The organism is Legionella sp. 16cNR16C (assembly GCF_021297775.1).
GTDB lineage: Bacteria > Pseudomonadota > Gammaproteobacteria > Legionellales > Legionellaceae > Legionella_C > Legionella_C quinlivanii_A.
Genome location: NZ_JAJTMX010000003.1, coordinates 264,830 through 289,024, shown reverse-complemented (window position 1 = coordinate 289,024; position 24,195 = coordinate 264,830). Strand labels below are relative to the sequence as shown.

The window sequence follows — 24,195 nt, the reverse complement described above, 5'->3', positions numbered from 1 at the left end:
CCCGTTTCTTGCGCTGTTTGCCCTGATTGTGGATATAACCAAGGCAGCACGAAAATAATGAGCAAATTAAATTGCCTCTGTTATAATTATGCGCGAATAACAGCCTTGATGAAAGCGGGGGTTTATGTTTCCGGATACAGCTCATTTTATTTTCTTTCTCACAGCGACTATCATTTTGAATATTACGCCTGGCAATGATGTTCTCTACGTTGCAAGTCAAAGCCTGAACAGCTTCAGGCATGGAGTCGTGGCAACTATTGGCATTGGAACGGGTATTGCGATTTATGCGATAGCTTCAGCCTTGGGCCTGTCCACTATTCTACAGGAATCCCCCTTTGTGTTTAATCTGATAAAAATTGTGGGAGCCTTTTATCTGTTCTATCTTGCCTGGCAGGCATTACAGTCAAAAAACAGGCAATTCACTGGCGACAAACAAGCTGTTTCAGTCTGGAAATCCTATCAGAATGGCGTGCTTACCAATCTCTTAAATCCCAAAGTAGGTATTTTCTTTTTAACCTTCCTGCCTCAGTTTGTGGATGTTGCACGTGGAGCAGTATGGCTGCAGTTATTGTCATTAGGCTGCTGCTTTGTAGTGTCGGGAACCCTGGTTAATTTTCTCTATGTTTTCTTATTTGTTTATCTGAAAGAACGCATTTTTTCTAACGATGCCATGCAAAAACTGTTTAACCGATTAACTGCCTTTATTTTTGTGGTATTGGCTTTAAAAGTGCTGAGCGCCCAGCAACGTTAAAAAAGGTCTATTTATGAATACTGGTACTTTATCGTTTATCGAAGGCAGACTATCTTGCCAATCGCTGACTAGCTGGAAATTTTATCTTCATACTGCCAAAATAGGCTCATTTTGACTCACTGCGAACTGCTTTGTCCCGTACACAACGCCTTTTAGAACTTCTTCAGATTCTACGCCAGCATCGTTACCCGGTTAGCGGAAAAGTACTGGCGGAAAATTTGGGAATTAGCCTGCGAACCCTTTATCGCGACATTGCCACACTGCAATCCCAGGGCGCCGATATTGAGGGCGAGCCTGGTTTGGGTTATATCCTGCGGCCAGGATTTATGCTGCCTCCGTTAATGTTTTCCGAAGAGGAAATTGAGGCACTGGTTCTTGGCTCACGCTGGGTGGCCAAGCGGGGGGATCACAAGCTTAAGCTTGCTGCCACTAAGGCACTGACTAAAATATCCTCGGTACTTCCCCCTGATCTGCGTCAGCAATTGGAGTCCTCTGGCCTGCTGGTGGGTCCTGCAAAAACTCAAAGCAATGATGATTATGAAAGCTTGATTCGGCATGCCATTCGTAAAGAATTCAAGCTGAAAATGACCTATTCAGATGTCAAAGAGGAAAGCAGCACACGTATCATCCGCCCGCTGGCTCTGGGCTTTTTTGATGACAGCCGTATGCTGATCGCCTGGTGTGAATTAAGAAATGATTTACGCCATTTCCGCAGCGATCGGATTTCCTCGCTGAGCTTAATAGAAACAGGTTATCCGCAAAAGCGCCAGGCGCTTTTAAAACAATGGCGCACAAGATTCAATATTCCGGAGCAATAGTTTCAGACTGCTGACAGAAACTGTCACAACACTGCTTTAAATTTCTCCCTGTTACTTTTAAGGAGAAGAACATGTTAGAACCCAGTGCTGTAATCATCTATGTAAGCAATGTCGCCACGAGCAGTTCCTTTTATCTGGATTTGCTGGGAATAAACCCAGAGGAACTCTCCCCAGCCTTCAGTGCATTTAAGCTGCAAAATGGTGTGACCATTGGTTTGAAAGACAGACAAACAGTCGAGCCCGCAGCAGAGGGAAATGGAGGATTTGAATTGGCAATCACTGTTAGTACTAATGAGCAGGTTGACGCCTTGTTTGGACAATGGAAGCAGAGGGGAATACCTGTTGCCCAAAGACCCGTCACTCTGGCTTATGGATATACTTTTGTCGCCCTGGATCCAGATAATAACCGGATTCGCGTGGTGGCTTTGGAGAAATAAGGAGAATTAAATGATGATTGAACCGGTGAAAAAAGAAATTGCCAGTTTTATTGTTAAAGGATTTAGCGTCAGAACAAACAATCAGGATGAAATGAATCCGAAAAGCGCAAAACTACCCGCGCTTTGGCAGCGATTTTTTGCCAGTGAATTGGCGAACACAACCAGCATATTTGGCGTTTATTCCGATTATGAGTCCAATGAGGACGGTTTGTATACGGTCACCGCCGGGGTTTCCCAGGAAACCAACACCGACAACCTCAATACGGTTATGGTTTTATCCGGATCATATCTGGTGTTTGAAGCAAAGGGGCCAATGCCTGCAACCGTGATTAATGTGTGGAAATCAATCTGGGAATTTTTTGCGGCGAATCACCAGTTTCAGCGAAAGTTCGCGACCGATTTTGAACTGTATCTGGGAGCGGAGCAAATTGCGGTTCACATAGGGGTTTTCTCTTAAAAGAAATCTTCCCTAAAGTCCTCTCTCCCCCAGGGAGAGAGCTAGAGAGGGATTTAAAAGCAACCCTCACTGCCATTAAGTTAAGGACTTATGTCATTCCCGCGAAAGGCGGGAATCTATTCCTCAGTCGGCATTGTAATTAGCTCAGAGATGGATCCCCGCCTTTCGCGGGGATGACAGTTTAATATACAATTAAGCTTAACTTAATGGCACTGACCTCCGCCCTCTCCCAGCTTGTGAGAGGGAATTCACTTGTTATCATTTCGTATATTCCCTTCCATTTCTTGATAAATTTTTAGTCAGATCCTATGCTAGAAAGGCGAGCATAGCTAGTTATAGGAGGATATCTATGTCATATAAAGTCAAACATGAAAAATTGAACAAAGTTTCTGATAGTGAATTGGAAAATCTTTCAGGGGGATACGCACCCATTGACCCCAGTCAAATTGAAAAAGCGATGGCTCAAAACGCGCCTCACATTGGTTCATCACCGGGTGTCAGCGGTAAAGATAATAAGGGGAAAAAAGACAAAAAGAAGAAACATAAATAGTCATGAAATGCTCATCGTTATGCTTCCGGAGTAAGGCATTCCGGAAGCTTGAGAGGAGTTTTAAAGTAACCCTAGCGTGACTTAATGCTTCCGCTGCATACATCGCCCTCCTCAACCCCTTCATCCCATAGTTTAAGCTGCTCCACCCTGGCTTTGGTTAGCTGGTATAACGCCAGACAACGGCACATAGGGCTTACACTGCCATTATCCCTCTCATTTGGATATAAGGAATCCAGGTGCGCATCTCTGAAGGCCAGCCATTTTTTCTGGGCAGTTACAAAGCTGGGAATAAAGGTCTTATCATCCTGATAGCTGTGTAAAATTCGTTTATAAATGGTATTTAAGGAAGCATCTATTGTCTTGAATTGCTGACAAGCATCCTCGGTCACCTCCGACTGTGTCTCAGCAAAACTGGCAATACTGAAAAAGATCGCAATTATACACATTATTTTTTTCACTTTTTCCTCCTGTAAATATTCATATTAAACTTCTGATTAATTCAGAATACGCTAATCCGTACGCTAATTCGACATGAATTAAAACCATCGATTTCTTGATAAATTTATGAACAGATCCTATGCTAAAAATGCAATCACTTAAGCCTTGGGAGAAATGTATGTCTAAAAAGCAAGAATGGGATCAAATCAATAAAGTGTCAGATAGCGAATTAGAAAAATTATCGGGTGGCTCAGGCCTACCTTTGCATATTGAAATGGGAAAACAGGAATTTCTTGCCAATAATCCTGGTTACCTGGCATCACAGCCGACCTATGATTCTGGCGGTGGCGGTAAAAGTAATAAAAGCGGCAAAGGTGATAAAAAGAAAGGGAAAAAAAATAAACATAAGAAATAGAATCACTTTATCATTTAATACCAAGCGCTCCCGGAATGTATTCATTTCGGGATTTTATATGACAGTATATCCAGGGTCTGATAGCAGGATTCAGGAAGAAGGCCGAATACAGCGAACACGATTATTAATTAAGTCTTTGATTAGACCCAAATCCGTCAGCGCCTGAGGGAAAGATGACAACCCAGGCCACAAAGAAAAATGGAACCTGTTGCGTGGAGCTCCAATATTGCCATTGAATTCTCCAAAATTACAGGGGAATGCCGCATTAGAGCATAGCGCACTATGGATATCAGTTAATTCACTTCTTGCCGGAAGATACCAGTCTGCACCAATATCTCGACAACGTTGAGCCGCACAATTTCCTGGATCGTTTGAGCAAGATGCATCCACCACAATGGCATTCGTATTGCCAAGCCCATCGCTGAGAAACTTACCGATCCTGAATAAAGAAATGATCTACCGGGCCATTCCCCTGCCCTATTTTTAAGTGTCGACCCGAAACAATAGCAGCAGTTAAATAACGTTTTGCCTGTTCGATAGCAGAATGCAAATTCATTTTCTGTGCAAGAAAGGAAGCAATGGCTGACGACAAGCTGCAACCTGTCCCATGTGTATTATTTGTGTTAATTCGCTTTTGATGAAAGAAAAATATTTGCTTTGTTTTGTGTAAACAGAGGATATCTGTACTATTTTCTCCTGGTAAATGGCCGCCTTTGAGCAGGACATTCGTCTCATAGTGTTGGCTTATTGCCAGAGCAGCTTCCTGCATATCGTCACAGCAAGTGATTTCTTTCCCGCAAAGCATTACCGCCTCAGGAATATTGGGGGTGATTAAACTCGCCAGAGGCAAAAGCAGTGTTTTGAAAATGGAAAGGCTTTGTTTATTCATTAAAGAAGAATTGTCCTTGGCAAACATAACCGGATCAATCACTATGTGAAGCGGTTTCACCTTTTGCAAATAAGAAGCAATAACCTCGATAGCTGCTTTCGTGTGGACCATGCCAATCTTGACTGCAGCAACTTCCAGATCGCTAAAAACAGCCTCTAATTGCTGCTCAATAAAATGGGCAGGAACCGCTTCAACCGCAATTACACCGCAGGTGTTTTGCGCGACCAATGCGGTGATTACCGAGGCAGCATAGGCTCTGGTTGCGGAAATGGTTTTGATATCTGCCTGAATACCGGCTCCACCGGAGGGATCGGTTCCTGCAATACTAAGAACAACCGCTATTTTTTTCATGCAACAAGCCTCTCACCATTAGCCAGATAATCCATGAAATGCATTTTGAATGAACCTGGTCCTGACGCATCCTGGGCCGCCCGCTCACCGCACAGGCTGTAGAACCATGTCGCCGCACAAGCAGCCTGATAAGGGTCTTCCCAGACGGCAATAAAAAGTGCAATGACCGCAGTAAATAAACATCCGGCGCCAGTCACCTGGGACATTAGGGCGGAGCCACCCGACAAACATCCAACCCGATTCTCATCCACAATCGCATCAGTGGCACCGCTAACAACGGTGATTAGCGAGTATGCCCGCGAGATCTCTTTCGCACTTTCTATAACTTCCTCAGTAAAAAGGCGAGTATCCACTCCGCCACTGCTTACTCTTGAGCCGGATAAAGCAGCGATCTCACTGGCATTTCCACGAAGCAGTTGAAAATTGAATTGGCGCAGCAGACTCAGGCAATGGCTGGTGCGATATTCACTGGCTCCCGCTCCCACAGGATCTAAAACCAGTGGTTTGTGGCAATCATTCGCCTGACGAGATGCCCGCTCAGCAAGCTTTATAAACTCCTCGTTTAAAGTTCCGATATTAATCACTACAGCTTCGGCAAGCGGTACCAAATCATCAATTTCCTGAATCGCCTGCGTCATTATTGGCGAAGCCCCCAGAGCTAGTAAGCCATTTGCGACAAAATCCATCGTCACCTGATTACTGATGTTTAAAACCAGCGGGCGCATGATTTTTATCCGCTTGAGAATGGCATTGATCGTTTCAAGCATAATCAACTCCCAAAATAAGACGATGAAGTGATTTCGCATCCCCTTCGGGATTATCTGCATCAGAAATTGCAGCAATCACTGCTACGCCGAAAGCGCCTCGCGACATAACGGAGGAAACATTGCCGAGATTAATCCCACCTATGGCGATTACGGGATGCCTGGATAATTGCACCAGTTTTGCAAGTCCGTCCAGCCCCCATAAAATTTTAACATCCTGTTTACTAGGGCTTTTAAAGACTGCGCTGGCCGCTACGTAATCCAGACAATCCAGATGATTAGCAGCTTCCAGCTGCGGGATACTCTCAATAGATAAGCCAATTAGTTTATCAGGCCCGAGCAGGCATCTTGCCTCCTCCGGGCTTTGATCCAATTGCCCAAGATGAACACCGGCGGCGCCAATTTCCTGAGCCAGCAACACATTATCGTTAATAATCAGTGGAATTTTAAAGCAATCTAATTGATATTTGAGTTCCTTTGCTCTCTGATAATGCTGCTCAGGAGGCAGGTTTTTTTCACGATACTGAACCGATAAAACGCCGCCTTTAATGGCGGAAAAAAGCAGCGATGGCTTGGAATAATCAGTGATATAACAATATTTGAGCGCAGATATCATCAATCTTCCTCGCGAATACAGCAGGCAACAGGCTCTAAAGCGGAATAAGGCTTTGCGGGTAAAAACGAGTTAGTATAGCAATCAGTAATTGCAAATTGTTTATCCGTAATCCCCAAGTGCCGGGTATATCGGCCTACTTTATCCCAATCCCTCTCGATATTGAGCAGATTACGAGAAAAGAATGGCAAACTGCGCATAAAAATAGTTTTATACAAGGCACTGCGCAATTGCGGCTTTTGCTCACAAAGGCATTCAAATGCTTCTTCGGGGTTTTCTACAGTATAAGCGGCACCTCTCTGAGTGGCCTTCAGGAATCCTTTAATGATGTGTTCCTGCTGGAACATGCGCTCATGGACAATGAACTGGATTGAACAAAAGCAGCAACAGCCTAAACCAGCCAATTCATCCAGGCGCAGAAAAACGGTTTCTCCTGCCAAATGCTCAAGCTCGACTCGTTGAAAATTAATAAACCCAATGCCAGCATCAATAATGCCTCGATGAATAGCATCCGTCACATTCATACCGACACGCACTGTCTCATAACACTCTGAAATACCCGCCAGTTTGGCCAGATCATCGATTATTTTTTTACCAAACTCACCAATATAACCAATGCGCTTACCGGCAATGTCCTGAAAACTGCGAATGCCGCTGGATTTTAATGCGATTAATCCCGTAGGCGGCTCATCGAGCAAAGTGCCGATTGACGTGACTGGGTAGCCCTTGGCCCGGGCAGCCACTGTATGAATCATCGCTTTTACACCAAAATCAATCTTGCCCGTACCCACAATTTCAGTGACATCACTGGGATCGCTGGGCTCTAAAATGGCTAATCTGATATTTTCATCCTGATAAAATCCAAGTCCCTGAGCCACAAAAATGGGGCAGTGATAAGGATTGGCATACCAGTTGAGTAATAAAGTGGTTCTTGATAATTGGTTTGACATATTGCCATAACTCCTGTTAAAAAAATAAACAAAAGATGGCAAGCAAGAATCTCGCTTTCGCAAAGAATTTTGAATTGAGGCAGTCCTTACGCTGGTATGAACCAGTTCAAGTTCGACGGGTAATTCTCAGCCGTTTTACCGACACCCCGCGCCATCTGTTTTCTGATAGTAAGATCTGAAAAATTGATTGTCAACAATGAAATTCAGAGAGACTGCAGCCTGCAGGGCTATCCCGCAGGCTGACAGCAATACAAATTAACTCAACCACTCCTCTAACAATTGAACAAATGTCTGCCTTGCAGCCTTCAAGGCGCTAGAGTCAGTCTTTTGCGGCGTTCGCAGATCGTCACAGTGGGCCGCCCCATCGATCAGGGTATAATTTAATTGCGCGTTGCCGGCATTTCCATTAGCCACGGACAGAGAAAGTTTGGACCAGGGATCATTACTGCCATTGGTAAAATGAATTCTCGATACGGCGGATTCCAATAAGGGCCAATAAAAATTCTGATTAATGTAGGAAGTATCCACCTCAGCATCGATTCCAAATAAACGCCTGCAGACTTCACGATGATAGTCTGCATTGATTCTTGCAGAACGTGTGGATTGAAGTGGGTCAGGATGTGCATTTTGCCAATAGCCATATTCTGTACAGGATTGATAATACCATTGCCGCGCACCAACTCCCTGACTGTAATATTCACCGTCTTCACTAAAAGCCCCCTGAGGTGTCATATCACTTGCAGTGATCTGCCAACGGCTGAAAAGGATTTTAGTAAACGCAGCATAGCCTTCAAGTGCGCTTGGACTTTTCGCCAAAGAAGAACAAAACTCCTCATGCATACCATACTGCACTGCAGCAGCACCCACATCAGCAATCATGTAAAGAAAATCGGTATTATCCTGTAATTCACTGGCAGAAAATTGCTCCTTGAGCTGAGCAATGCTTTGCAAATCATCCTGTTCAAGAATGTCCTCCACCTGCTTTACTACCTCACGCATTTTACCAGCGCATTCGCTGCCAGCCACCCGGGTTACATGCTGATCGTAATCACTAAAGTCATCCTTCGCCATCACCGGTGCAGAAGATGCCAAAGACCCCACAACCAGTTCAGGATGCTGCAAACGATAATAGGCGGATAGAGAACCAGGATAAGACCCGCCGAAAGCAACCCATTTTCCCTGCCAGTGCCTTTCCGTCATCATCGCGCTTTGAAAACTGGCTAAATCATCCAGTGCGGCCTGAGTAGAAAGATATTTAAGATTATCAACAGAGAGCCTGCCAGGGACACTTTTTCCATAAAAACGATGTTCCAAAGCCACTAATTTGGCGTGAAATTGCTGGGCGTAAGTACGAATGGCACCATACAGAACAAATGGTGAGCAAGCCGCTTCACCACAGATATAAAAAAATACCGGTGAATCCGCTGATTTGCCATAGGTTTCATCCACATAATACCGTTGAGAAAAACTGCCGGCAGCAGGATCCTGATGGTTAACCCATTGTGTAAAATAGTCTTCGCGGATTGGCTTGTTTAAATTGATCTTGTTATGTTTATCAAGATAACGCTGATGATAATAATCCAGTGGATTGGAAAATCCTGTCAAAGGCAGCAACAACGCTATAGCCATCAGGCTTTTTTTGCATAAATCCATTTATTTACTCTCCATAAAGAAAACGTCTTATCCTAACCCGATTTACGATAGAAGCCCAATATTCTCCTAAACTTCTTTGCACTCTGAAAATTCCAATACTTAGAGCTAGTAATACACGCTTAAGAGCTCTCTTTTTAACCACAATGAGCGCTAAAAGGTTTTCAAAAATCTATTTTTTAGATAGAATGTTCTTTTGCTTGTCAATTAGGGCGCTAAATGTCCACAGAGATGGCTTGTTTTGTATATCAGGACCCCTACTACTCTGACTATCGTCTGGCTTTGGCCCCAGACGCACTAGTGAACAGTTTTCCATATAGTATACCCTCTCGCCAATTGGACATTACCGCAGAGCGTATGGATTCTTTAGCCATAATAAAGACTCCTGTAGGACTAAATCCGAATGCCTTGTTCAAAAATGTAAATCCGAGAGATGCATTTTACTCCAGTAATAAGCAATGGATATTAAAAGGCAGAATGTCCATTTATAATCCGGTCGGCATTCGGCAATTCAACTTTGTATAGGCCATTTAATGGATAAACCCTGTTCAATATTAATTTTTTAGAGACTTATTATGCCTTCAATAGATGAATTTCAAAGCCAACTCAATGGACTTAGAGAGGGAATAAAAAATAGCTTAAACTTAAGCCGCGCATCGATCAATAGTCTGCTTAAGGAAAATCTATTCTATATTAATGGATACGTCATCGGCTTGCAGGATAGTGTTTATCAGGCTATCTGGTTGGACATTCTGCAGGGCTGGAATGAAGCACTGAAGGATATAAAGAATAATCAACTGCCGCCTCCTGCCGAGCTTGACAGTCGAAAGAACTACTCACCTGCAAAAACCCTGGGTTATTTACGGTGCTGCGGAGTTAGTTACTCAGAGCATCCTCATTATCAGGAGCAGCTGCAGGCATTGGCTTTACAAGCCTCCCAGTCTGCTTTGCCAAAAGAAATATCAGCTCCTCTTTTAACCCATCCAAGTGCTCCAGTTCTGGATAGTACCGCTGAATCGGCCTCGCTTAACCAGGAAAATGTAGCATTATTGCTAGCAGGCAATTCTGACGCAAAATCACATAATCAACCTCTCCCTTTATCCCAATTATATGATAGTAGAAGCTTCTATTATATTCAAGGTTATATCAGTGGCTTAAGCAATATTAAGTATACCAGGATATGGGAACTTTACTTATCCGGATGGACCAGCGCAGCAAACGATATAGCCGCTGGCCAGCTAAAAGATCTGCAGCTTCTTTATTCAAGAAAAACTGAAGACAATATCTCCTATATTTTGGGATATTATGATTACCGCGGTTTCAGTGTTAACGATTCAAAATACAGACAACTGTTAATCGATCTGGATAGTCAACAAACCGTTTATGGACAAGGGATGCGTGCCGCCATGCAATGGTCAACGATATCCTTTCGCCCTGTAACTCCTCCAGCAAGCGCTATATTAAGCACAGCAAGCTCATCTCATACTCCTGCAACCTCTATTATCACAGCTGCCCTGGCTGATGCATCTGAAACCAGTAGCGTATCAACTGAGAAAAGAAAGATTTCAAAGGATATGAAGGCAGATGCTCAACCAAGAGCGAGTAACGAAAAGCTAATACAAAAACGCAAAAAAATACTGTCTGATATCGCTATACCTCAATTTATCACCGAGGAAATGGGAATACTGTTCTTACAAAGATGCGATACAGCTCGAGTAAGAGTTTATGAAGACTTACATGGCAAAAAAATTGATGTTAGCAGTACGCCACTCAAAAGCAAAAAAGCTATTCATGACCTTGCTTCGGAGATAAATAAAGGATTAGAGGATCTAAATCGTCCTCAGGGTTATCTTACAGAGGAGCAATTTTCTTCTCGCAAAAATAAGCTGTCATTGAAAATAATCGCTAGCCTTGCTTACTATCTGGCTTATCATGGCAGAAATTATCGCGGCGATACTTTGAGCGGCGCTGAGGTTCTTTCAATGATTTCAAAGGAATGTGAGAAAGAAAAAATTAATTCATTACAAGAATTAATCAGGCATATTGCCGCTGGTAACATGCCCTGCTTTTATATAGCCGAATCCGCTGAGATACAGTCGGTCCAAGAGGCAACTGGACCCATTCAGCCAATGACAGCATCTGCCACGAATGAGACATCCCCTCCACCGCCAGCAACTGCTCGTAATAAAGTATTTGAAATCAGGCGCCAGGGAACTCATCCTAAAGCCTCCCAGCATCGTGTTTTTGTTGATGCCCAATTGGGACTAAAACGGAGATCAGAAAACGTAATAAGAAAACTCAAGGCAATACTTGAGGATACTGGTTTACCCCAATTTATCAGCGAGGAAATGGCGGGGCTTTTCTTGCAAAGAGCCCATTCAGGTCGACAAAGTGCTTATAATGACAAACAAAGCGGCAAGCCAATCGATACTGGCCGTATGCCGCTAAAGAATCCAAAGGCTATTCATGACCTGGCTTCAAAACTAAATAATGAACCATTTAACTCTGTGCATCAGGACATAATGGATGACCTTGCCTTTTACCTGGGTTATCAGGCCAAAAGCATTTACGGCGAGAAATTAACGGCCTCTGCAATTCTTTCAATTATTTCCAGGGAATGTCAGGAAAAAAATATTAATTCAGTACCAGAATTAATCAAGCTTATTGCCGCTGGAAAAATTCCCTGCTTTTATAAAGCCGAATCACCCGAGAAACTGCCGGCTCAAGAGGCAACATTACGCATCCAGCCAATATCTCCTCCAGCAAGTTCTTGTTCAAGCACATCAAGTTCATCTTACAAAAGGCTAGCTTCTGCCTTAAATTATGCATCTGGAGCTAGCAGCGACCCAACTAAGAAAAGAAAAACTTCAGCGGATACTAATAATACCAAAGCCCTTCATTCTCTTCTTTTTATTGATGGTCAGGCGGCAGCGAATCGTTCACCAGAAAATGTTATAAAAAAACGTAAGGAAGCACTGGAGGGTATCATTTTACCTCCATTTATCAATCAGGAAATGGCGATGGAATTCTTGCAAAAATTCCATTCGGGCCGATCAAGAGCTTATGATGCAATACGCGGTGCCGAAAAGCCCGAAACTGGCATTGTGCCGAGATGGCGTGGGTTATGGAAGGCAAATGCTATCCATGATCTCGCTGCCGAGCTAAATAAAAAATTAGACGATCTATATGATAGCTCTCTGAATTATTTTACGGAGAAGGATTGCCCTTCTCGTCAAAATGATCTGTTGACGGAAAGCATGAGAAAACTTGCCTATTATCTAGGTTATCATGGCAGAAACGATCACGGCAAACCATTTGGCAACTCTGAGATTATTTCAATCCTTGTCCGGGAATGTAAGACAGAGAAGATTGAGTCAGTACAGGCATTAATCGAGCATGTCGCTGCTGGTCGCATGCCCAGCTTTTATAAAGCAGAATCCGCTGAGGAACAACCAGCACAAAGCAGCTGGATGCAGCCCTGAATGTCATTCTAGCCGGGTTCTTTTCGGCAAAGCGACAAATAACAGGCCGGATTCATTGTGTTCATTGGCTTCTATGCCAGCCTGAGCCCCTTCTCCCTTATAAAGGTCGACATGAGCCCCGACAATAGCACCACCGGTATCCTGGGCCACGCACCAGGATGTCCGGTTTTTAGTGTTATAAATAAAATTCATTCCTACGGGAATCACCCGATGGTCCGTGGCGCATGAGGTGTGCGCAGTTAAGGGAATATTTTCTGACCCATAAGGTCCGCCATGTTCTTTAGCAAAAAATACATAGCTTTGATCTCTGTTTCGCAGGTCAAAAGCTTGAGCCTGATTGGCGAGACTATTCAGATAATTGCGAATCAATTTTTCTGAAGCAGCACTTTGCCTGATTTGATCCGTGAGATTACAGCGTAATTTAGCCTCATCATGACAGTTGGGATCTTTGGCGCATCGCTCCATTGCATCCAGATTGCCGCCACAGCTGGGGTCTTGCGCACACTGAACAATGCGGCCTAGCATGGTGCGTGGCCTGCCATTGTATCCGTCATAGTTGATATGAAATAACTGACCGTCAAGAAGCAGGGAACCAGAGCCTTCAACCATTAAAAAGGCGGGATCATTGGGATCTTTAACATAGCCAATCACATGCTTCGGATGCAAGGCGCCATGTTCAATTTCACTGCGATCCGGAGCCACTGAGTAACTGCCATCGGCGTTTTTCATACAAAATCCACGCGCTATTTTTGTGAGCGGGTCCACTCCACAAAGAGGCGCTTTCAGTTTACGTCTTCTGCATTCCAGAGCGACATTGACCACCCCCGGATTTCCATAGATGGGATATAGGAACCCCGCCTGTTTTTTACTTCGCGCTTCAATCGCTGCGGGGGCATAATAAGCAGTAAACTGAAACTCGCCTCGTTTAAATCCGGCATGATTTTCTGGCCAGCCCTCACTCTTATACCAGTCAAATTCAGTTTTTATTTTTGAAAGAAATTTATTAAAATCCCCATGAGCTGCTTTGGCAAAAGCAAGCATTTGCTGATTGGTTTGCAGACACCATTCTTCACGCTTGAATCGATGGCCGGCAATGGTAATTGTCTGAAACTCTCCGCGGCTTTTATTGCAGTTTTTTATCTGAATATTTAAAGCATTAATCACTTCATTCATGTTACCTGCGGGATTCTCCAGAGGCAGCTCAGCGGGTGAGATTTTATGGAACTTGAATCGCAGCACTCCTGGCTCTTTGGCAGCCATCTTTTGCCGGGCTGTAAAATCCACGAGCCTTCGGACATCCAGACAGCGCTGAATGGGGTCTTGTGGAAGAGCGGCCTGAGTGACAAGGCCAAAACTCGTTAAGGCTAAAAAAACAATCGACTGAAACCTGGACATCATAGTTCTAGCGCACTCTTTTCCTTGAATATATAAGCAATAATTATATCGATATTGAGGTGGATTCAAAACTGAAATATTACAGATCACAGTAAGTTTTCTATACTTAAAGAGTAAGGATTATTTTTAAAGAAGAAAGAGGACTGTTATGTGCCGACTGGTGGCCTATCTAGGAAAAAAAATACTACTCTCCGAAATCCTGATTAAGCCAAAGAATTCGATTATTAAGCAAAGCCTTCTGGCGCGCGAGTCCACCACCCTGACTAATGGAGACGGATTTGGCCTCGGTTGGTATATTCGGCAGGATGAAACTCCAGCATTGTTCACCTCGCTTTTTCCAGCATGGAATGATAGAAATTTATCCTACTTATCGACAAAAATAGAATCCTCAGTCTTTTTTGCACATGTCAGAGCAGCCAGTACGGGCGGGATTTCACAGTTTAACTGCCATCCTTTTTTATTTGAGCATTGGATGTTTATGCATAATGGATGGATTCCACATTTTGATAAAATTAAACGACAACTTCAGGACTTGCTGGATGATGACATATTTAGCTGGATCAAAGGGAGCACCGACTCCGAATTAGTATTCGCTTTATTTCTGCAGTTAGCGAAAAAATATGATTCGCCAAATTTTGTGGATATTGTCAGTACTATCCAGGAAACATTTCGTATTATTAATTCTCTGGTGAAAAAAAACACTAAAAAAAGCTCCCATTTAAATATATGCATTACGGATGGAAAGCGCCTGGCTGCAACGCGTTATTGCAGTTCCAAGCGTGTTAAGCCGGAGACTATGTATTTGTCTCTGGGCAAACGGGTTAACCCCCAGAAACGGCAAATCATTTTAGAAAATAAAATAACAGCTCCCTACATTGTGATTGCATCTGAAAAGCTATCCAAGTCTGAACTAGAGTGGCAACCAATCCCTGCGAATAATTGTGTGATTATTGAATCCAATTTGAAATTGTCTTTTCACGCTTTAGATTAATCGAGGTAAGAGGATTTGGTTAACCCCGGGGAGATTAACTCGAGGGATATCATGAAAACTGAAATAGCAGCACATTATGATTACAACAAAAATGCTTTTAAAAATTATCTAATATCAGAGACTGAACTATTAAACATCTGGTTCAAACGCGAATATTTCAAGACAGAGGGTTTAAAAGTCGGCGCAGAAATTGAATTTCTCCTCCTCGATAACAATTATCAATTAGTCCCTCAGAATCAGTTATTTACACAGAAATTAAACGATCCCAATGTTATTCCAGAAGCAGGGGCCTCTCAACTGGAAATAAATACTGCGGTGTTTCCACTATGCGACAATTTTTTATCGGATCTGCATCAGAGTGTTCTTTCAACATGGTCAAAGTGCTGCCGTCTGGCGCATAAATACAATGCTCACCTGGCGCTAATAGGCTCTATGCCACAAGCCGAAGAATGTCATTCCGCACGCGAATATATAACCCCCCATCCTTCATATCGGCTTATGAATGACAATGTGTCTAAATATCGGCAGGGGCTGCCTTTATCGTTAAAACTGAATGGTGCCGAGGAAGAGTTCGTTTTCCAGCCGCAATCTTTATCAGTCGAAGGACTCATTTCCTCGCTGCAACTTCATCTGGAGGTTAGCCCTGAGCAATCCGTTACATACTATAATACCATGCAGATGCTTTCTGCTCCTTTGCTTTCACTTTGCGCTAACGCGCCCTTTTTTTATGGTAAGGAGTTATGGAGTGAATCAAGGATCGCAATATTTGAACAATTATATTCATTTCCTTCCCCATACCAGAATTGCGTTTTCTTTGAGCCTCATTATCTTAAGAATAGTTTTTTCTCATTATTTAAAGCCAATTTAAATAATTACCCTCATCTCCTGCCCGAAGTGGCAAAAGGAGAACCCAGCCACCATCTTTTCCACTTACGTAAGCAAAATAGCACGGTATATCGCTGGAATCGGCCAATTGTTGATTTTAATACTCATAATGAACCTTACTTAAGAATAGAGCACCGACCTTTATCTTCCGGGCCAAGTATTGTAGACATGATTGCTAATGCCGCTTTTTTCTATGGACTGGTTTATTTCTTTGCAAATCGTGATGAGCCTGAAGCCTGTTTAATTCCCTTCAAAGAGAGTTATGCCAATTTTTATCAGGCAGCCTGTTCTGGTCTTCGAGCACGGCTTATGTGGAATGGCATCGAAGTTGATGCGCTTCATCTTTTAAATGATTTTCTGCCTTTAGCCAGAAAAGGTCTGGAAGGTTTGGGTATAGTCAGAGCAGATATCGATTATTATTTGGAAATTATTCATCATCGTCTGCTTAAACAGCAAAATGGCAGTATCTGGCAACAAAACTTCATTAAGCGCTATGGTTATGATTTTGAGAATTTGCTCGGGCATTATTTAGAGAATCAGTACCGGGAGATCCCAATATCTGAATGGCTTATTTAAGTTAGCCGGTTAGCGCAATCGAGTAAAAATAAAAAAGCCCTGCAGTCTGATACTGCAGGGCTTCTAAATGACGAATTAGGCTTTGGCAGCTTTCTTCTCTTTTTCTTTGGCAATTACTGCTTCTGCCACATTAGCTGGGCAAGGAGAGTAGTGAGAGAATTCCATTGAGAACTGGCCTCGACCTGAAGTCAGGGTACGTAAGGTGCTGATGTAACCAAACATTTCTGAGAGAGGAACATCGGCTTTGATGCGAACACCCGCAGCACTTGGCTCCTGACCAGAAATCATACCGCGTCGTCGGTTCAGGTCACCAATCACATTACCCACATCTTCTTCAGTGCTATACACGTCAACCTTCATAATAGGCTCAAGCAGCTGAGGACCGGCTTTAGGTATGGATTGACGGAAAGCGCCTTTCGCCGCAATTTCAAACGCGATTGCTGAAGAGTCTACCGAGTGGTATCCACCATCAGTCAGATTGATTTTAACGTCTAATAAGGGGAAGCCGGCCAATGTACCTGAATCCATCATTGAACGAAACCCTTTCTCAATCGCAGGGAAGAACTCTTTAGGTACGTTACCACCCACAACAGAAGTTACGAAAGTGAATCCACTGTTTGGCTCACCTGGTTCAATCGTGTAATCGATTTTACCGTACTGACCAGATCCACCTGATTGCTTCTTGTGAGTATAGCTGTCGTGAACCGTTTTAGTGATGGTTTCACGGTAAGCAACCTGAGGTTGACCCACTATCAGTTCAACGTCATAGGTACGCTTCAGAATATCCACTTTAATATCGAGATGCAGCTCACCCATACCACGAAGAATCGTTTCACCGGAATCTTCATCAGTTTCAACCCGGAAGGTAGGATCTTCAGCAACCATCTTGCCAATGGCAATCGCCATTTTTTCAGTAGAAGTCTTGTCTTTCGGTGAAACGGCAATGGAAATTACTGGCTCAGGGAAAACCATCGCTTCCAGTGTACATTCGTGATCAGGATCGCAAAGTGTGTGGCCTGTACGAACGTTTTTCATACCGACGATAGCAATGATGTCGCCTGCTTCCGCACTTTGCAATTCATTACGCTCATTCGCCTGCATTTCTACCATTCGGCCAACGCGTTCTGTTTTGCCGGTAAAGGAGTTAAGGATGGTGTCACCTTTATTCAGCTTTCCTGAATAAACCCGTATGAACGTCAGCGCGCCATAACGGTCGTCCATAATCTTGAACGCCAGAGCACGGAATGGTTCATCAGGAGAAACGATAGCGAACTCACCATTTGGCTCACCTTCAGCATTAGTCAAAGGCTGCGGATTCACTTCGTGAGGAGCAGGTAAGTAGTCAACGACTGCATCCAGTAATAATTGCATCCCTTTATTCTTGAAGGCCGAACCGCAATAAGTCGGGAAGAAAGCAAGTTCGAGCGTACCTTTACGGATACAACGCTTGATATCTTCAATGGACGGCTCTTCTCCTTCCAGATAGGCCATTAATAAATCATCATCCATTTCCAGCGCAGTTTCGATAAGCTGAGCACGGTACATCTCAACGTCATCGTGCATATCAGCCGGTACATCAGTAACCGTATAATTTTCTGGCTGTCCTGATTCATCCCAGATGTAAGCTTTACGGGTTAATAGATCAACTACCCCTTTGAAGCTGTCTTCAAAGCCTATCGGCAGGGTCATAATCAGTGGGTTTGCACCGAGTACCTTTTTAACCTGTTCAGTGACATTGATAAAGTTCGCGCCGATACGATCCAGTTTGTTTACAAAAATCAAACGAGATACTTTAGAATTATTCGCATAGCGCCAGTTCGTTTCTGATTGAGGCTCAACACCACCTGAACCACAGAATACACCAATACCTCCATCGAGTACTTTCAGTGAGCGGTAAACCTCTACAGTAAAGTCGACGTGTCCTGGGGTATCGATAATATTGAAACGTGTACCTTTCCAGTAGCAACTGACCGCTGCTGACTGAATAGTAATTCCGCGCTCGGCTTCCTGTTCCATGAAGTCGGTTGTTGACTCCCCTTCGTGGACCTCACCCATTTTGTGGATTCTGCCGGTGAGCTTGAGGATCCGTTCGGTAGTAGTGGTTTTTCCAGCATCAACGTGGGCGAAGATGCCGATGTTTCTATATTGATTTAAATCAGCCATAGCAGTCTTATACACTTTAAAAAGGGTTAAAAATAGTCCGGCATTATACAGCACTTTATTTAGATTTACAGCATAACTTTATCTAATCAGTTCATTTTTTTCCGAACGGTGATATGGATTCAAATCTGGCCTTGCCAAAAGGTGGTCAAGGAAGATTCTGGCAGCCCTGTTGAGTAATATATGGGCGATATGACTTAATTCAAACCCCGGCCACTCTTACAGTAAAAACTTGTTTAAATCTTGCCGAAACAAACGCTCTCCAGATAAAATCGGGTTTTCATTTTTGATAAAAACCTATGCGCGCTTCAAATCCCATCAAAATATTATTTACGGCCATTGCGGGCACAGGTCTGCAATGGTACGACTTTGCACTTTTTGGTTATTTCGCCCCGATCATCGCCTCAAACTATTTTCCAAAAGAAAACCAGTTCGCAGCGCTGCTTAGCGCCTTTGGCGTGTTGGCGGTAGGATACCTGCTAGCGCCGCTAGGCTCCTTATTTTTTGGTTATATTGGCGATCGCTTCGGCAGGAAATACGCCTTAATGCTAAGTATCCTGGCAATGGCCGTCCCTACTGCCCTGGTGGGATTAGTACCCTCTTATTCTGCTATCGGAATAGCGGCGCCTATTATCATTACTATGCTGCGAATCCTGCAGGGTTTTGTTGCCAGTAGTGAATATACAGGCTCAACCCTGTTTTTAATCGAACATGCGCCGACCAACCGAAAAGCCTTGTACGGCTGCCTGTCCAGTTCCGCCTATAGCCTGGGCTCAATTGGAGCGGGGCTTGCCGCTTCTTTCTTTACCGCATCCTTTATGCCCGACTGGGCCTGGCGTCTGGCATTCGTGCTGGCCGGCATTTTAGGACTGTTCATTTTCTACTTAAGAAATTCACTTGAAGAAACACCCGAGTTTATCCAGATTCATGAGGCAGAGAAAAAAAGACAGCCCTTTCTGGCGGCTCTTCGCGAAAAACCCCTGGCCATACTGGGAGTGATTGGACTCGCCTGGTTAACCGGCATTATGACATTTGGCACCTATGTTTTTTCAGCGGCTTACCTGCATCACTATTTTAATATCCCACTAAGCTTCGCCACCCTTGCGATCAGTTTTGCGTTATTAATCGACGCATTGATTGAACCCTGTTTCGCCTGGCTGGCTGATAAAACGGGGCATTTAAAAATTATCATCGCGGGAATGCTCGGTATTATACTTTTGGCAGTCCCTGCCTATTATTTATTATCCTCAAATAACAGCTTATTCATAGTACTGGCATTAGTCATTCTGACTCTGCTCATTGCCATTACGTTCTCGCCTTTAAATGCCTATATGACCTCCCTTTTCCCCCGTTCCTATCGTTACAGCGGTTTTGGGGTTGCCTTTCATATCGGTATTTCGGTGTTTGGCGGCACGGTACCTCTGGTTATGATGTGGTTAACCGAGAAAACCGGGAATCTAATTGCCCCCTCCTGGTATTATATTTTTGGTGCCGTTATCGGTCTTATCTCTGTAGGGGTTTGTGAGTTAAGCCGTTCGCGGCAACCCCGGCAACAGGCCGAATTAAAGTTACATAACCGCCAGGGACTATATGATTAAAATCGGCCTGTTAAAAGATCAGCCGGAAAAACTCTCACAACTAGCTCAAATCTGGCATAAGGAATTGGCCTCGATCTGGGCTCCTGAGTTTTCAATCGCTCAAGCCAAAGAACGCTTTACTACTCATTTAAATGATAGTGAAATGCCATTGACCCTGGTGGCGATTGTTAATGATCAGGCAGTGGGCATGTGCAGTTTGCGGCAAAATGATGGGATAAGGCCTGACTTGTGCCCTTGGTTAGGGGCATTGGTAGTTGACTCTGATTACCAGAGACAAGGTATTGGACGCTTGCTGATTGAGGCAGCAAAAGAGAAAGCCCGATGCATGGGATACACGGAATTATTTCTTTTTTGTTTTGACCCAACAATTCCTGTTTATTATGAAAGACTGGGCTGGAAAAAAATTGCAATGGATCACTGTCGAAATTTTCCGGTCACGGTTATGGAGATTTGTTTAAAATAATTGTAACTTCCCCGATACGTCATCCTGCCGGTACGTCAGCCTGAGCGCAGCGAAGGATCTTAAACTGCTTAGAGCTTAGCCAGATTCAGGAGATCCTTCACTGCGTTCAGGATGACGTAGCGAGGAGTTACAAAGACCACAGTTTCTATTGTTTTAAGGAAGTTTAAAGATGGAAGTGAATCAACCGATTGTATTAATCGCAGCGCCTGAGGTGCTGGCTGTTCCAGTTGTGGAAAATCACAATCCGCTTATTGATATTAAAGGGGACAATCGAATCCTCATTGGCCCGTCACCGGAGATCCCTGATAATACCGATTATACCCAAATGCGCGAGGAAGTGTTTCACCGGCTGCTCAAGGCTCAAAGTTTGTTACCCGCCGGACTTCAGTTCTGTCTTTATGAAGCCTATCGGAGCCTGGATTTACAGAAAGCGCTGTTTGATGAGCGCTACGAGCAGCTACAGGCTTTACATCCTGATTGGTCTCACGAAGAGCGCTTTAATGAAACCATGAAGCTTATTTCACCTGTAATTAATCTGGATGGAACTAAAAATGTTCCACCTCATGGAACTGGCGCGGCGATTGATGTCTATTTGCTTGATGAAAGCGGAAATCCTCTTGACATGGGTATTCACCCTAAAGACTGGATGACGGATATCGATGCGCATATTTCAACAACCAACAGCCGCTCTATCTCTGAAAGGGCCCGCGCCAATCGCGACATCATGAGCAGGGCTTTATTATCTGCGGGTTTTGTCAATTATCCAACGGAATACTGGCATTGGTCCTATGGAGATCGCTACTGGGCATTTATGACCGGCCAGTCACAGGCCTGTTATGGCTGCGTGTCATCGTTGGGCCGCTGATTTCATTTATCAAGGCTTACGACAGGCCTTGATAAAGAACTTCCCTTTTCCATCAAAGCAATAGTTCCTCCGCATCAATTTCTTCGAGATATTGATGATAGGACTGTACCCTTTCCTCATGGACATCAAACAAAATTGGGCCTGACACATAGGAATAGAAGTAGGTATGATTAGCGTCCAGCCTTTGAGCAGGCACCAGGCAGGAGAACCAGTCATTCCATTCGGGCATATTGTCATCTTTCTGCCAGTAACATGGAATTTTCAAACCCCTCGACAATTCATCCAACACGGTTCTGCTCGCTCCATTGCGCTCAGCCAGATTAAAATGGGTCTCCAGATCAGCAAGTGTTTTCATGACTAGGAAGCTGACATTCGCATCGTCGTCTAAAAGCATAAAACTGCCCGAGTAATCCGCAAGATAATATTCCACAATCCCTTTTTCTCTGCATAATTGACGGAAAAAATAGCTGAATTTGGGATCGCGCAAGCAATGGGGAACAGGAATATTAAGCATTCGGACAAGATTATCGGACATCGCCTGAAAATATTGCTGTTGCAGCTCATTAATACTTTTAGTAATCAATTCCGCAGCCTGCGCATCACTTTTATGGATGTAGCGATGGATTAATCCTTCATTAAAAGCCTGAATAGCCAGCTTCTCATCCGCTTTTCCAGTCAAAAGAATTTTTTTGATATTGGTGTTGGCAAGACGACGGCAGAACTCCAGCCCATCCATCCCTGGCATCGCATAATCGACAACTATAACCGACACTTCGGTAAATCGGTTGCGGTTGTAGATCTCGGCATGAATTGCCGCCAGATTATCATTCATATTCAAACTGGTGGAATGACCTTCTCTTATCTCTTCAACCTGATCAGTACAGCTCTCGTTCAATGCCTCTAACTGGCAACGTTTTTTATCCAGAAAATCGAGTGCGTCGAAAGGAGAATCAAATATGCGATATGCCAATCCCTCATCGAGTTGCAAAACAAAATTCAGCAGAAAATCCCGGCTATCATCGATAAACAATGCGGTGCTTGGAAAATAACAGGTAGGTATTGAGAGATGTTGCATGGCTCCTCCTGAGCAAGCGTCCTTTATAAAAACCTACATACATGGTGAGTTACAAGAGCCATGTCCCTTAATTACTATTTTTCAGCGAATGGTTGATAGCGGCAATTTTCGCTCTTACTCAACCCGCTAACACTAAAATTCCTAATGACTGTCTATAAAAATAACATGATTGTTCAATTTTTCAAATAAAACAGACGATTAATTTTCACGATTTGGATACTTATGGGAAAACTATTGATTTAGTATGTCTCCTGGCTAATCGGAAAAAACAACATAAACTGGGTAAATTCGCCCACTTTGGCTTCACATAAAATATCGCCTCCAAATCGATTCATAACCAATTTGCAAAAAGACAATCCCAGGCCTGTTCCCATATAAGTGGTGGTATAAAAATGATTAAAAAGCCGATTTAATTGCTCTCGGGTCATTCCTTTGGCCGTATCTTTAAAATAGAGGCAATTATACCGCTCGCCACTTACAGCCCAGATATGGATATCCCCTTTTTGGGCGGTAGCTATCGCATAAAGGGCATTTTTTAATAAATTAAATAAAACATGCTGCATTAAAAGCTTCGACCCCTTAAATGTGAAATTACCTTCCCAGTAAATCTGATTACGCTCTGCAGCTGATTTAAAAGGATAGCGTTGCAATGCTTCCATTACACATTCAGCTATTGAACACTCTTCAAGCGCACAGTTTTCAAGTGACTTTTCGCGGCCTGCTTTAACCAGCAGCATATCAATAATGGTATTCGCATAATCAATCTCATGAATAATACGCTCCTGAGTGCCGGCTATCTGCGCAATACGGGCTTCACGAGCCACAGGTTCCAGCAGATTATGCTGTCTCGCTAAATAATAGCCCTGAATTAAAACAGGCAGATACTGCTCAATAGCCTTGGTACCGCTTTTTATACCGAGAAGGGGCGTTCTGAGTTCATGAGCAATCATTCCTGCTGCCGCAAGAATCCCATCCAGGCGCTGCTGCTGGAGTAAAGAGGTTTTATAGTTAACTGTTGAGCCGGCAATAATCACAAAAATGATCATCACCAGCATTTCTATATGTTCCTCCCCAAAATAGGAGATCGGCGAACTAAAATAATGAAGCAGCAAAGCCGCACTCCATCCAATCGCTACCAGTAGCAATAACACCGGCAGCTCCACCAGAAGCACCAGCAAAAAAATGCTGCATAAAAGTGACATGGCGGAAATGACACTGGCATTGTTCATTAGAAAGAAATAGGCAAAGAAAAAAGACAAGGCATACAGCAAACAGAAAAACCAGTAGGCAGGCAGAAAGGGCTTTAAGCGAACGGGCCAATAATTTCCCAACATGAGTCCCAAGCCTAGCAGACTCCCAGCCAGGCGCCATCCCAGTGCTTCATAAGGTTGGGGAAACCACTCGGTCCAAATCCAGTAAAACACGGGAAAACTGACAAAAATAATGAGGCCCAAGGGGAACAGTTGATGTGTGGCATACAGCGAGTTGTACTGAATCGCCTTCTTAAAATAAGCAGTTAATCCTCTGAGCTTCATCACGATACTTTCAATCCTTGAAAGAGCCTGTTACTGGAAATCCCTTCTCTAACTCCCACTAAGTGGAGAGAGCATCTAAGTGCAGCA

23 protein-coding genes and 1 riboswitch are annotated in these 24,195 nt (G+C 43.7%); of the genes, 13 read left to right on the top strand and 10 right to left on the bottom strand.

What is annotated here, in order from left to right:
* Positions 1–124: 124 nt before the first annotated feature.
* The 5 genes from LXA66_RS11355 to LXA66_RS11335 all read left to right on the top strand — a co-directional run bounded on the left by LXA66_RS11355 (position 125) and on the right by LXA66_RS11335 (position 3,013).
* Entirely contained in the window at positions 125–751 is a 627-nt protein-coding gene (locus LXA66_RS11355; protein ID WP_233013276.1) for a LysE family translocator, read from the top strand.
* 131 nt (positions 752–882) lie between these two features.
* Positions 883–1,569, top strand: coding sequence for a YafY family protein (locus tag LXA66_RS11350; RefSeq protein ID WP_233013275.1), 687 nt, complete (start codon positions 883–885; stop codon positions 1,567–1,569).
* A gap of 71 nt (positions 1,570–1,640) precedes the next feature.
* On the top strand, positions 1,641–2,006 hold the full coding sequence (locus tag LXA66_RS11345; RefSeq protein WP_112220800.1) for a VOC family protein: 366 nt from the start codon (positions 1,641–1,643) through the stop codon (positions 2,004–2,006).
* A 10-nt stretch (positions 2,007–2,016) separates the two neighbouring features.
* On the top strand, positions 2,017–2,463 hold the full coding sequence (locus LXA66_RS11340; RefSeq protein WP_112220799.1) for a GyrI-like domain-containing protein: 447 nt from the start codon (positions 2,017–2,019) through the stop codon (positions 2,461–2,463).
* Between the two features lie 349 nt (positions 2,464–2,812).
* Positions 2,813–3,013 (top strand): hypothetical protein, encoded by a 201-nt coding sequence (locus tag LXA66_RS11335; protein ID WP_112220798.1) that lies wholly within the window; start codon positions 2,813–2,815, stop codon positions 3,011–3,013.
* A gap of 71 nt (positions 3,014–3,084) precedes the next feature.
* Here the strand turns inward: LXA66_RS11335 and LXA66_RS11330 are convergent, their stop codons facing one another.
* Complete coding sequence (locus LXA66_RS11330; RefSeq protein ID WP_233013274.1) at positions 3,085–3,471, bottom strand: lysozyme inhibitor LprI family protein; 387 nt, start codon at positions 3,469–3,471, stop codon at positions 3,085–3,087.
* A 158-nt stretch (positions 3,472–3,629) separates the two neighbouring features.
* Here LXA66_RS11330 and LXA66_RS11325 point away from each other — a divergent pair, with 158 nt between their 5' ends.
* A complete protein-coding gene (locus LXA66_RS11325) occupies positions 3,630–3,866 on the top strand; it encodes a hypothetical protein (RefSeq protein WP_233013273.1) in 237 nt (78 codons plus the stop codon).
* Positions 3,867–4,296: 430 nt separating this feature from the next.
* On the opposite strand, the gene thiD is transcribed toward LXA66_RS11325, so the two are convergent.
* The 5 genes from thiD to LXA66_RS11300 all read right to left on the bottom strand — a co-directional run bounded on the left by thiD (position 4,297) and on the right by LXA66_RS11300 (position 9,086).
* The gene (thiD, locus tag LXA66_RS11320; protein ID WP_233013272.1) at positions 4,297–5,106 is read right to left on the bottom strand and encodes a bifunctional hydroxymethylpyrimidine kinase/phosphomethylpyrimidine kinase; all 810 of its coding nucleotides are present in this window, start codon (positions 5,104–5,106) and stop codon (positions 4,297–4,299) included.
* Positions 5,103–5,873 (bottom strand): hydroxyethylthiazole kinase, encoded by a 771-nt coding sequence (thiM, locus tag LXA66_RS11315; protein WP_233013271.1) that lies wholly within the window; start codon positions 5,871–5,873, stop codon positions 5,103–5,105. The genes thiD and thiM overlap by 4 nt, the downstream gene beginning before the upstream one ends.
* Positions 5,866–6,486 carry a thiamine phosphate synthase gene (gene thiE / locus LXA66_RS11310; protein WP_233013270.1) on the bottom strand — a complete coding sequence of 207 codons (621 nt, stop codon included), beginning with the start codon at positions 6,484–6,486 and terminating at the stop codon, positions 5,866–5,868. The genes thiM and thiE overlap by 8 nt, the downstream gene beginning before the upstream one ends.
* Positions 6,486–7,433 carry an ABC transporter substrate-binding protein gene (locus LXA66_RS11305; RefSeq protein WP_233013269.1) on the bottom strand — a complete coding sequence of 316 codons (948 nt, stop codon included), beginning with the start codon at positions 7,431–7,433 and terminating at the stop codon, positions 6,486–6,488. Before LXA66_RS11305 ends, thiE begins: the two co-directional genes overlap by 1 nt.
* A 65-nt stretch (positions 7,434–7,498) precedes the next feature.
* Positions 7,499–7,592: riboswitch (TPP riboswitch) on the bottom strand.
* Between the two features lie 96 nt (positions 7,593–7,688).
* On the bottom strand, positions 7,689–9,086 hold the full coding sequence (locus LXA66_RS11300) for a S28 family serine protease (RefSeq protein ID WP_233013268.1): 1,398 nt from the start codon (positions 9,084–9,086) through the stop codon (positions 7,689–7,691).
* 216 nt (positions 9,087–9,302) lie between these two features.
* Between LXA66_RS11300 and LXA66_RS11295 the strand changes: the two genes are divergently transcribed.
* Entirely contained in the window at positions 9,303–9,608 is a 306-nt protein-coding gene (locus LXA66_RS11295; protein ID WP_233013267.1) for a hypothetical protein, read from the top strand.
* Positions 9,609–9,658: 50 nt separating this feature from the next.
* Positions 9,659–12,565, top strand: a complete 2,907-nt coding sequence (locus tag LXA66_RS11290) for a hypothetical protein (RefSeq protein WP_233013266.1) — start codon at positions 9,659–9,661, stop codon at positions 12,563–12,565.
* Positions 12,566–12,568: 3 nt separating this feature from the next.
* On the opposite strand, the gene LXA66_RS11285 is transcribed toward LXA66_RS11290, so the two are convergent.
* Entirely contained in the window at positions 12,569–13,960 is a 1,392-nt protein-coding gene (locus LXA66_RS11285; RefSeq protein ID WP_233013940.1) for an MltA domain-containing protein, read from the bottom strand.
* Between the two features lie 148 nt (positions 13,961–14,108).
* On the opposite strand from LXA66_RS11285, the gene LXA66_RS11280 reads away from it, so the two are divergent.
* A complete protein-coding gene (locus LXA66_RS11280) occupies positions 14,109–14,951 on the top strand; it encodes a class II glutamine amidotransferase (RefSeq protein ID WP_233013265.1) in 843 nt (280 codons plus the stop codon).
* A gap of 51 nt (positions 14,952–15,002) precedes the next feature.
* The gene (locus tag LXA66_RS11275; protein ID WP_233013264.1) at positions 15,003–16,412 is read left to right on the top strand and encodes a hypothetical protein; all 1,410 of its coding nucleotides are present in this window, start codon (positions 15,003–15,005) and stop codon (positions 16,410–16,412) included.
* A 75-nt stretch (positions 16,413–16,487) separates the two neighbouring features.
* Here the strand turns inward: LXA66_RS11275 and fusA are convergent, their stop codons facing one another.
* Positions 16,488–18,575 carry an elongation factor G gene (gene fusA, locus LXA66_RS11270; RefSeq protein WP_233013263.1) on the bottom strand — a complete coding sequence of 696 codons (2,088 nt, stop codon included), beginning with the start codon at positions 18,573–18,575 and terminating at the stop codon, positions 16,488–16,490.
* A gap of 296 nt (positions 18,576–18,871) precedes the next feature.
* Here fusA and LXA66_RS11265 point away from each other — a divergent pair, with 296 nt between their 5' ends.
* The 3 genes from LXA66_RS11265 to LXA66_RS11255 all read left to right on the top strand — a co-directional run bounded on the left by LXA66_RS11265 (position 18,872) and on the right by LXA66_RS11255 (position 21,498).
* On the top strand, positions 18,872–20,170 hold the full coding sequence (locus tag LXA66_RS11265) for an MFS transporter (RefSeq protein WP_233013262.1): 1,299 nt from the start codon (positions 18,872–18,874) through the stop codon (positions 20,168–20,170).
* The gene (locus LXA66_RS11260) at positions 20,163–20,633 is read left to right on the top strand and encodes a GNAT family N-acetyltransferase (protein WP_233013261.1); all 471 of its coding nucleotides are present in this window, start codon (positions 20,163–20,165) and stop codon (positions 20,631–20,633) included. Before LXA66_RS11265 ends, LXA66_RS11260 begins: the two co-directional genes overlap by 8 nt.
* A 169-nt stretch (positions 20,634–20,802) precedes the next feature.
* Complete coding sequence (locus tag LXA66_RS11255) at positions 20,803–21,498, top strand: M15 family metallopeptidase (RefSeq protein ID WP_233013260.1); 696 nt, start codon at positions 20,803–20,805, stop codon at positions 21,496–21,498.
* 52 nt (positions 21,499–21,550) lie between these two features.
* Here LXA66_RS11255 and LXA66_RS11250 read toward each other — a convergent pair whose 3' ends face one another.
* Both LXA66_RS11250 and LXA66_RS11245 read right to left on the bottom strand, forming a co-directional pair.
* Positions 21,551–22,573 (bottom strand): response regulator, encoded by a 1,023-nt coding sequence (locus tag LXA66_RS11250; RefSeq protein ID WP_133140317.1) that lies wholly within the window; start codon positions 22,571–22,573, stop codon positions 21,551–21,553.
* A gap of 239 nt (positions 22,574–22,812) precedes the next feature.
* A complete protein-coding gene (locus LXA66_RS11245; protein ID WP_233013939.1) occupies positions 22,813–24,108 on the bottom strand; it encodes a sensor histidine kinase in 1,296 nt (431 codons plus the stop codon).
* Positions 24,109–24,195: the final 87 nt, after the last annotated feature.

Bases quoted from the DNA above. Each gene is read 5' to 3' on its own strand.
- LXA66_RS11300 (WP_233013268.1), bottom strand. From the start codon at position 9,086: ATGGATTTATGCAAAAAAAGCCTGATGGCTATAGCGTTGTTGCTGCCT.
- LXA66_RS11265 (WP_233013262.1), top strand. From the start codon at position 18,872: ATGCGCGCTTCAAATCCCATCAAAATATTATTTACGGCCATTGCGGGC.
- thiE (WP_233013270.1), bottom strand. From the start codon at position 6,486: ATGATATCTGCGCTCAAATATTGTTATATCACTGATTATTCCAAGCCA.
- LXA66_RS11340 (WP_112220799.1), top strand. From the start codon at position 2,017: ATGATGATTGAACCGGTGAAAAAAGAAATTGCCAGTTTTATTGTTAAA.
- LXA66_RS11275 (WP_233013264.1), top strand. From the start codon at position 15,003: ATGAAAACTGAAATAGCAGCACATTATGATTACAACAAAAATGCTTTT.
- LXA66_RS11250 (WP_133140317.1), bottom strand. From the start codon at position 22,573: ATGCAACATCTCTCAATACCTACCTGTTATTTTCCAAGCACCGCATTG.
- LXA66_RS11255 (WP_233013260.1), top strand. From the start codon at position 20,803: ATGGAAGTGAATCAACCGATTGTATTAATCGCAGCGCCTGAGGTGCTG.
- LXA66_RS11290 (WP_233013266.1), top strand. From the start codon at position 9,659: ATGCCTTCAATAGATGAATTTCAAAGCCAACTCAATGGACTTAGAGAG.
- thiD (WP_233013272.1), bottom strand. From the start codon at position 5,106: ATGAAAAAAATAGCGGTTGTTCTTAGTATTGCAGGAACCGATCCCTCC.
- fusA (WP_233013263.1), bottom strand. From the start codon at position 18,575: ATGGCTGATTTAAATCAATATAGAAACATCGGCATCTTCGCCCACGTT.
- LXA66_RS11260 (WP_233013261.1), top strand. From the start codon at position 20,163: ATGATTAAAATCGGCCTGTTAAAAGATCAGCCGGAAAAACTCTCACAA.
- LXA66_RS11335 (WP_112220798.1), top strand. From the start codon at position 2,813: ATGTCATATAAAGTCAAACATGAAAAATTGAACAAAGTTTCTGATAGT.
- LXA66_RS11280 (WP_233013265.1), top strand. From the start codon at position 14,109: ATGTGCCGACTGGTGGCCTATCTAGGAAAAAAAATACTACTCTCCGAA.
- LXA66_RS11325 (WP_233013273.1), top strand. From the start codon at position 3,630: ATGTCTAAAAAGCAAGAATGGGATCAAATCAATAAAGTGTCAGATAGC.
- thiM (WP_233013271.1), bottom strand. From the start codon at position 5,873: ATGCTTGAAACGATCAATGCCATTCTCAAGCGGATAAAAATCATGCGC.
- LXA66_RS11355 (WP_233013276.1), top strand. From the start codon at position 125: ATGTTTCCGGATACAGCTCATTTTATTTTCTTTCTCACAGCGACTATC.
- LXA66_RS11285 (WP_233013940.1), bottom strand. From the start codon at position 13,960: ATGTCCAGGTTTCAGTCGATTGTTTTTTTAGCCTTAACGAGTTTTGGC.
- LXA66_RS11295 (WP_233013267.1), top strand. From the start codon at position 9,303: ATGTCCACAGAGATGGCTTGTTTTGTATATCAGGACCCCTACTACTCT.
- LXA66_RS11345 (WP_112220800.1), top strand. From the start codon at position 1,641: ATGTTAGAACCCAGTGCTGTAATCATCTATGTAAGCAATGTCGCCACG.
- LXA66_RS11245 (WP_233013939.1), bottom strand. From the start codon at position 24,108: ATGAAGCTCAGAGGATTAACTGCTTATTTTAAGAAGGCGATTCAGTAC.
- LXA66_RS11305 (WP_233013269.1), bottom strand. From the start codon at position 7,433: ATGTCAAACCAATTATCAAGAACCACTTTATTACTCAACTGGTATGCC.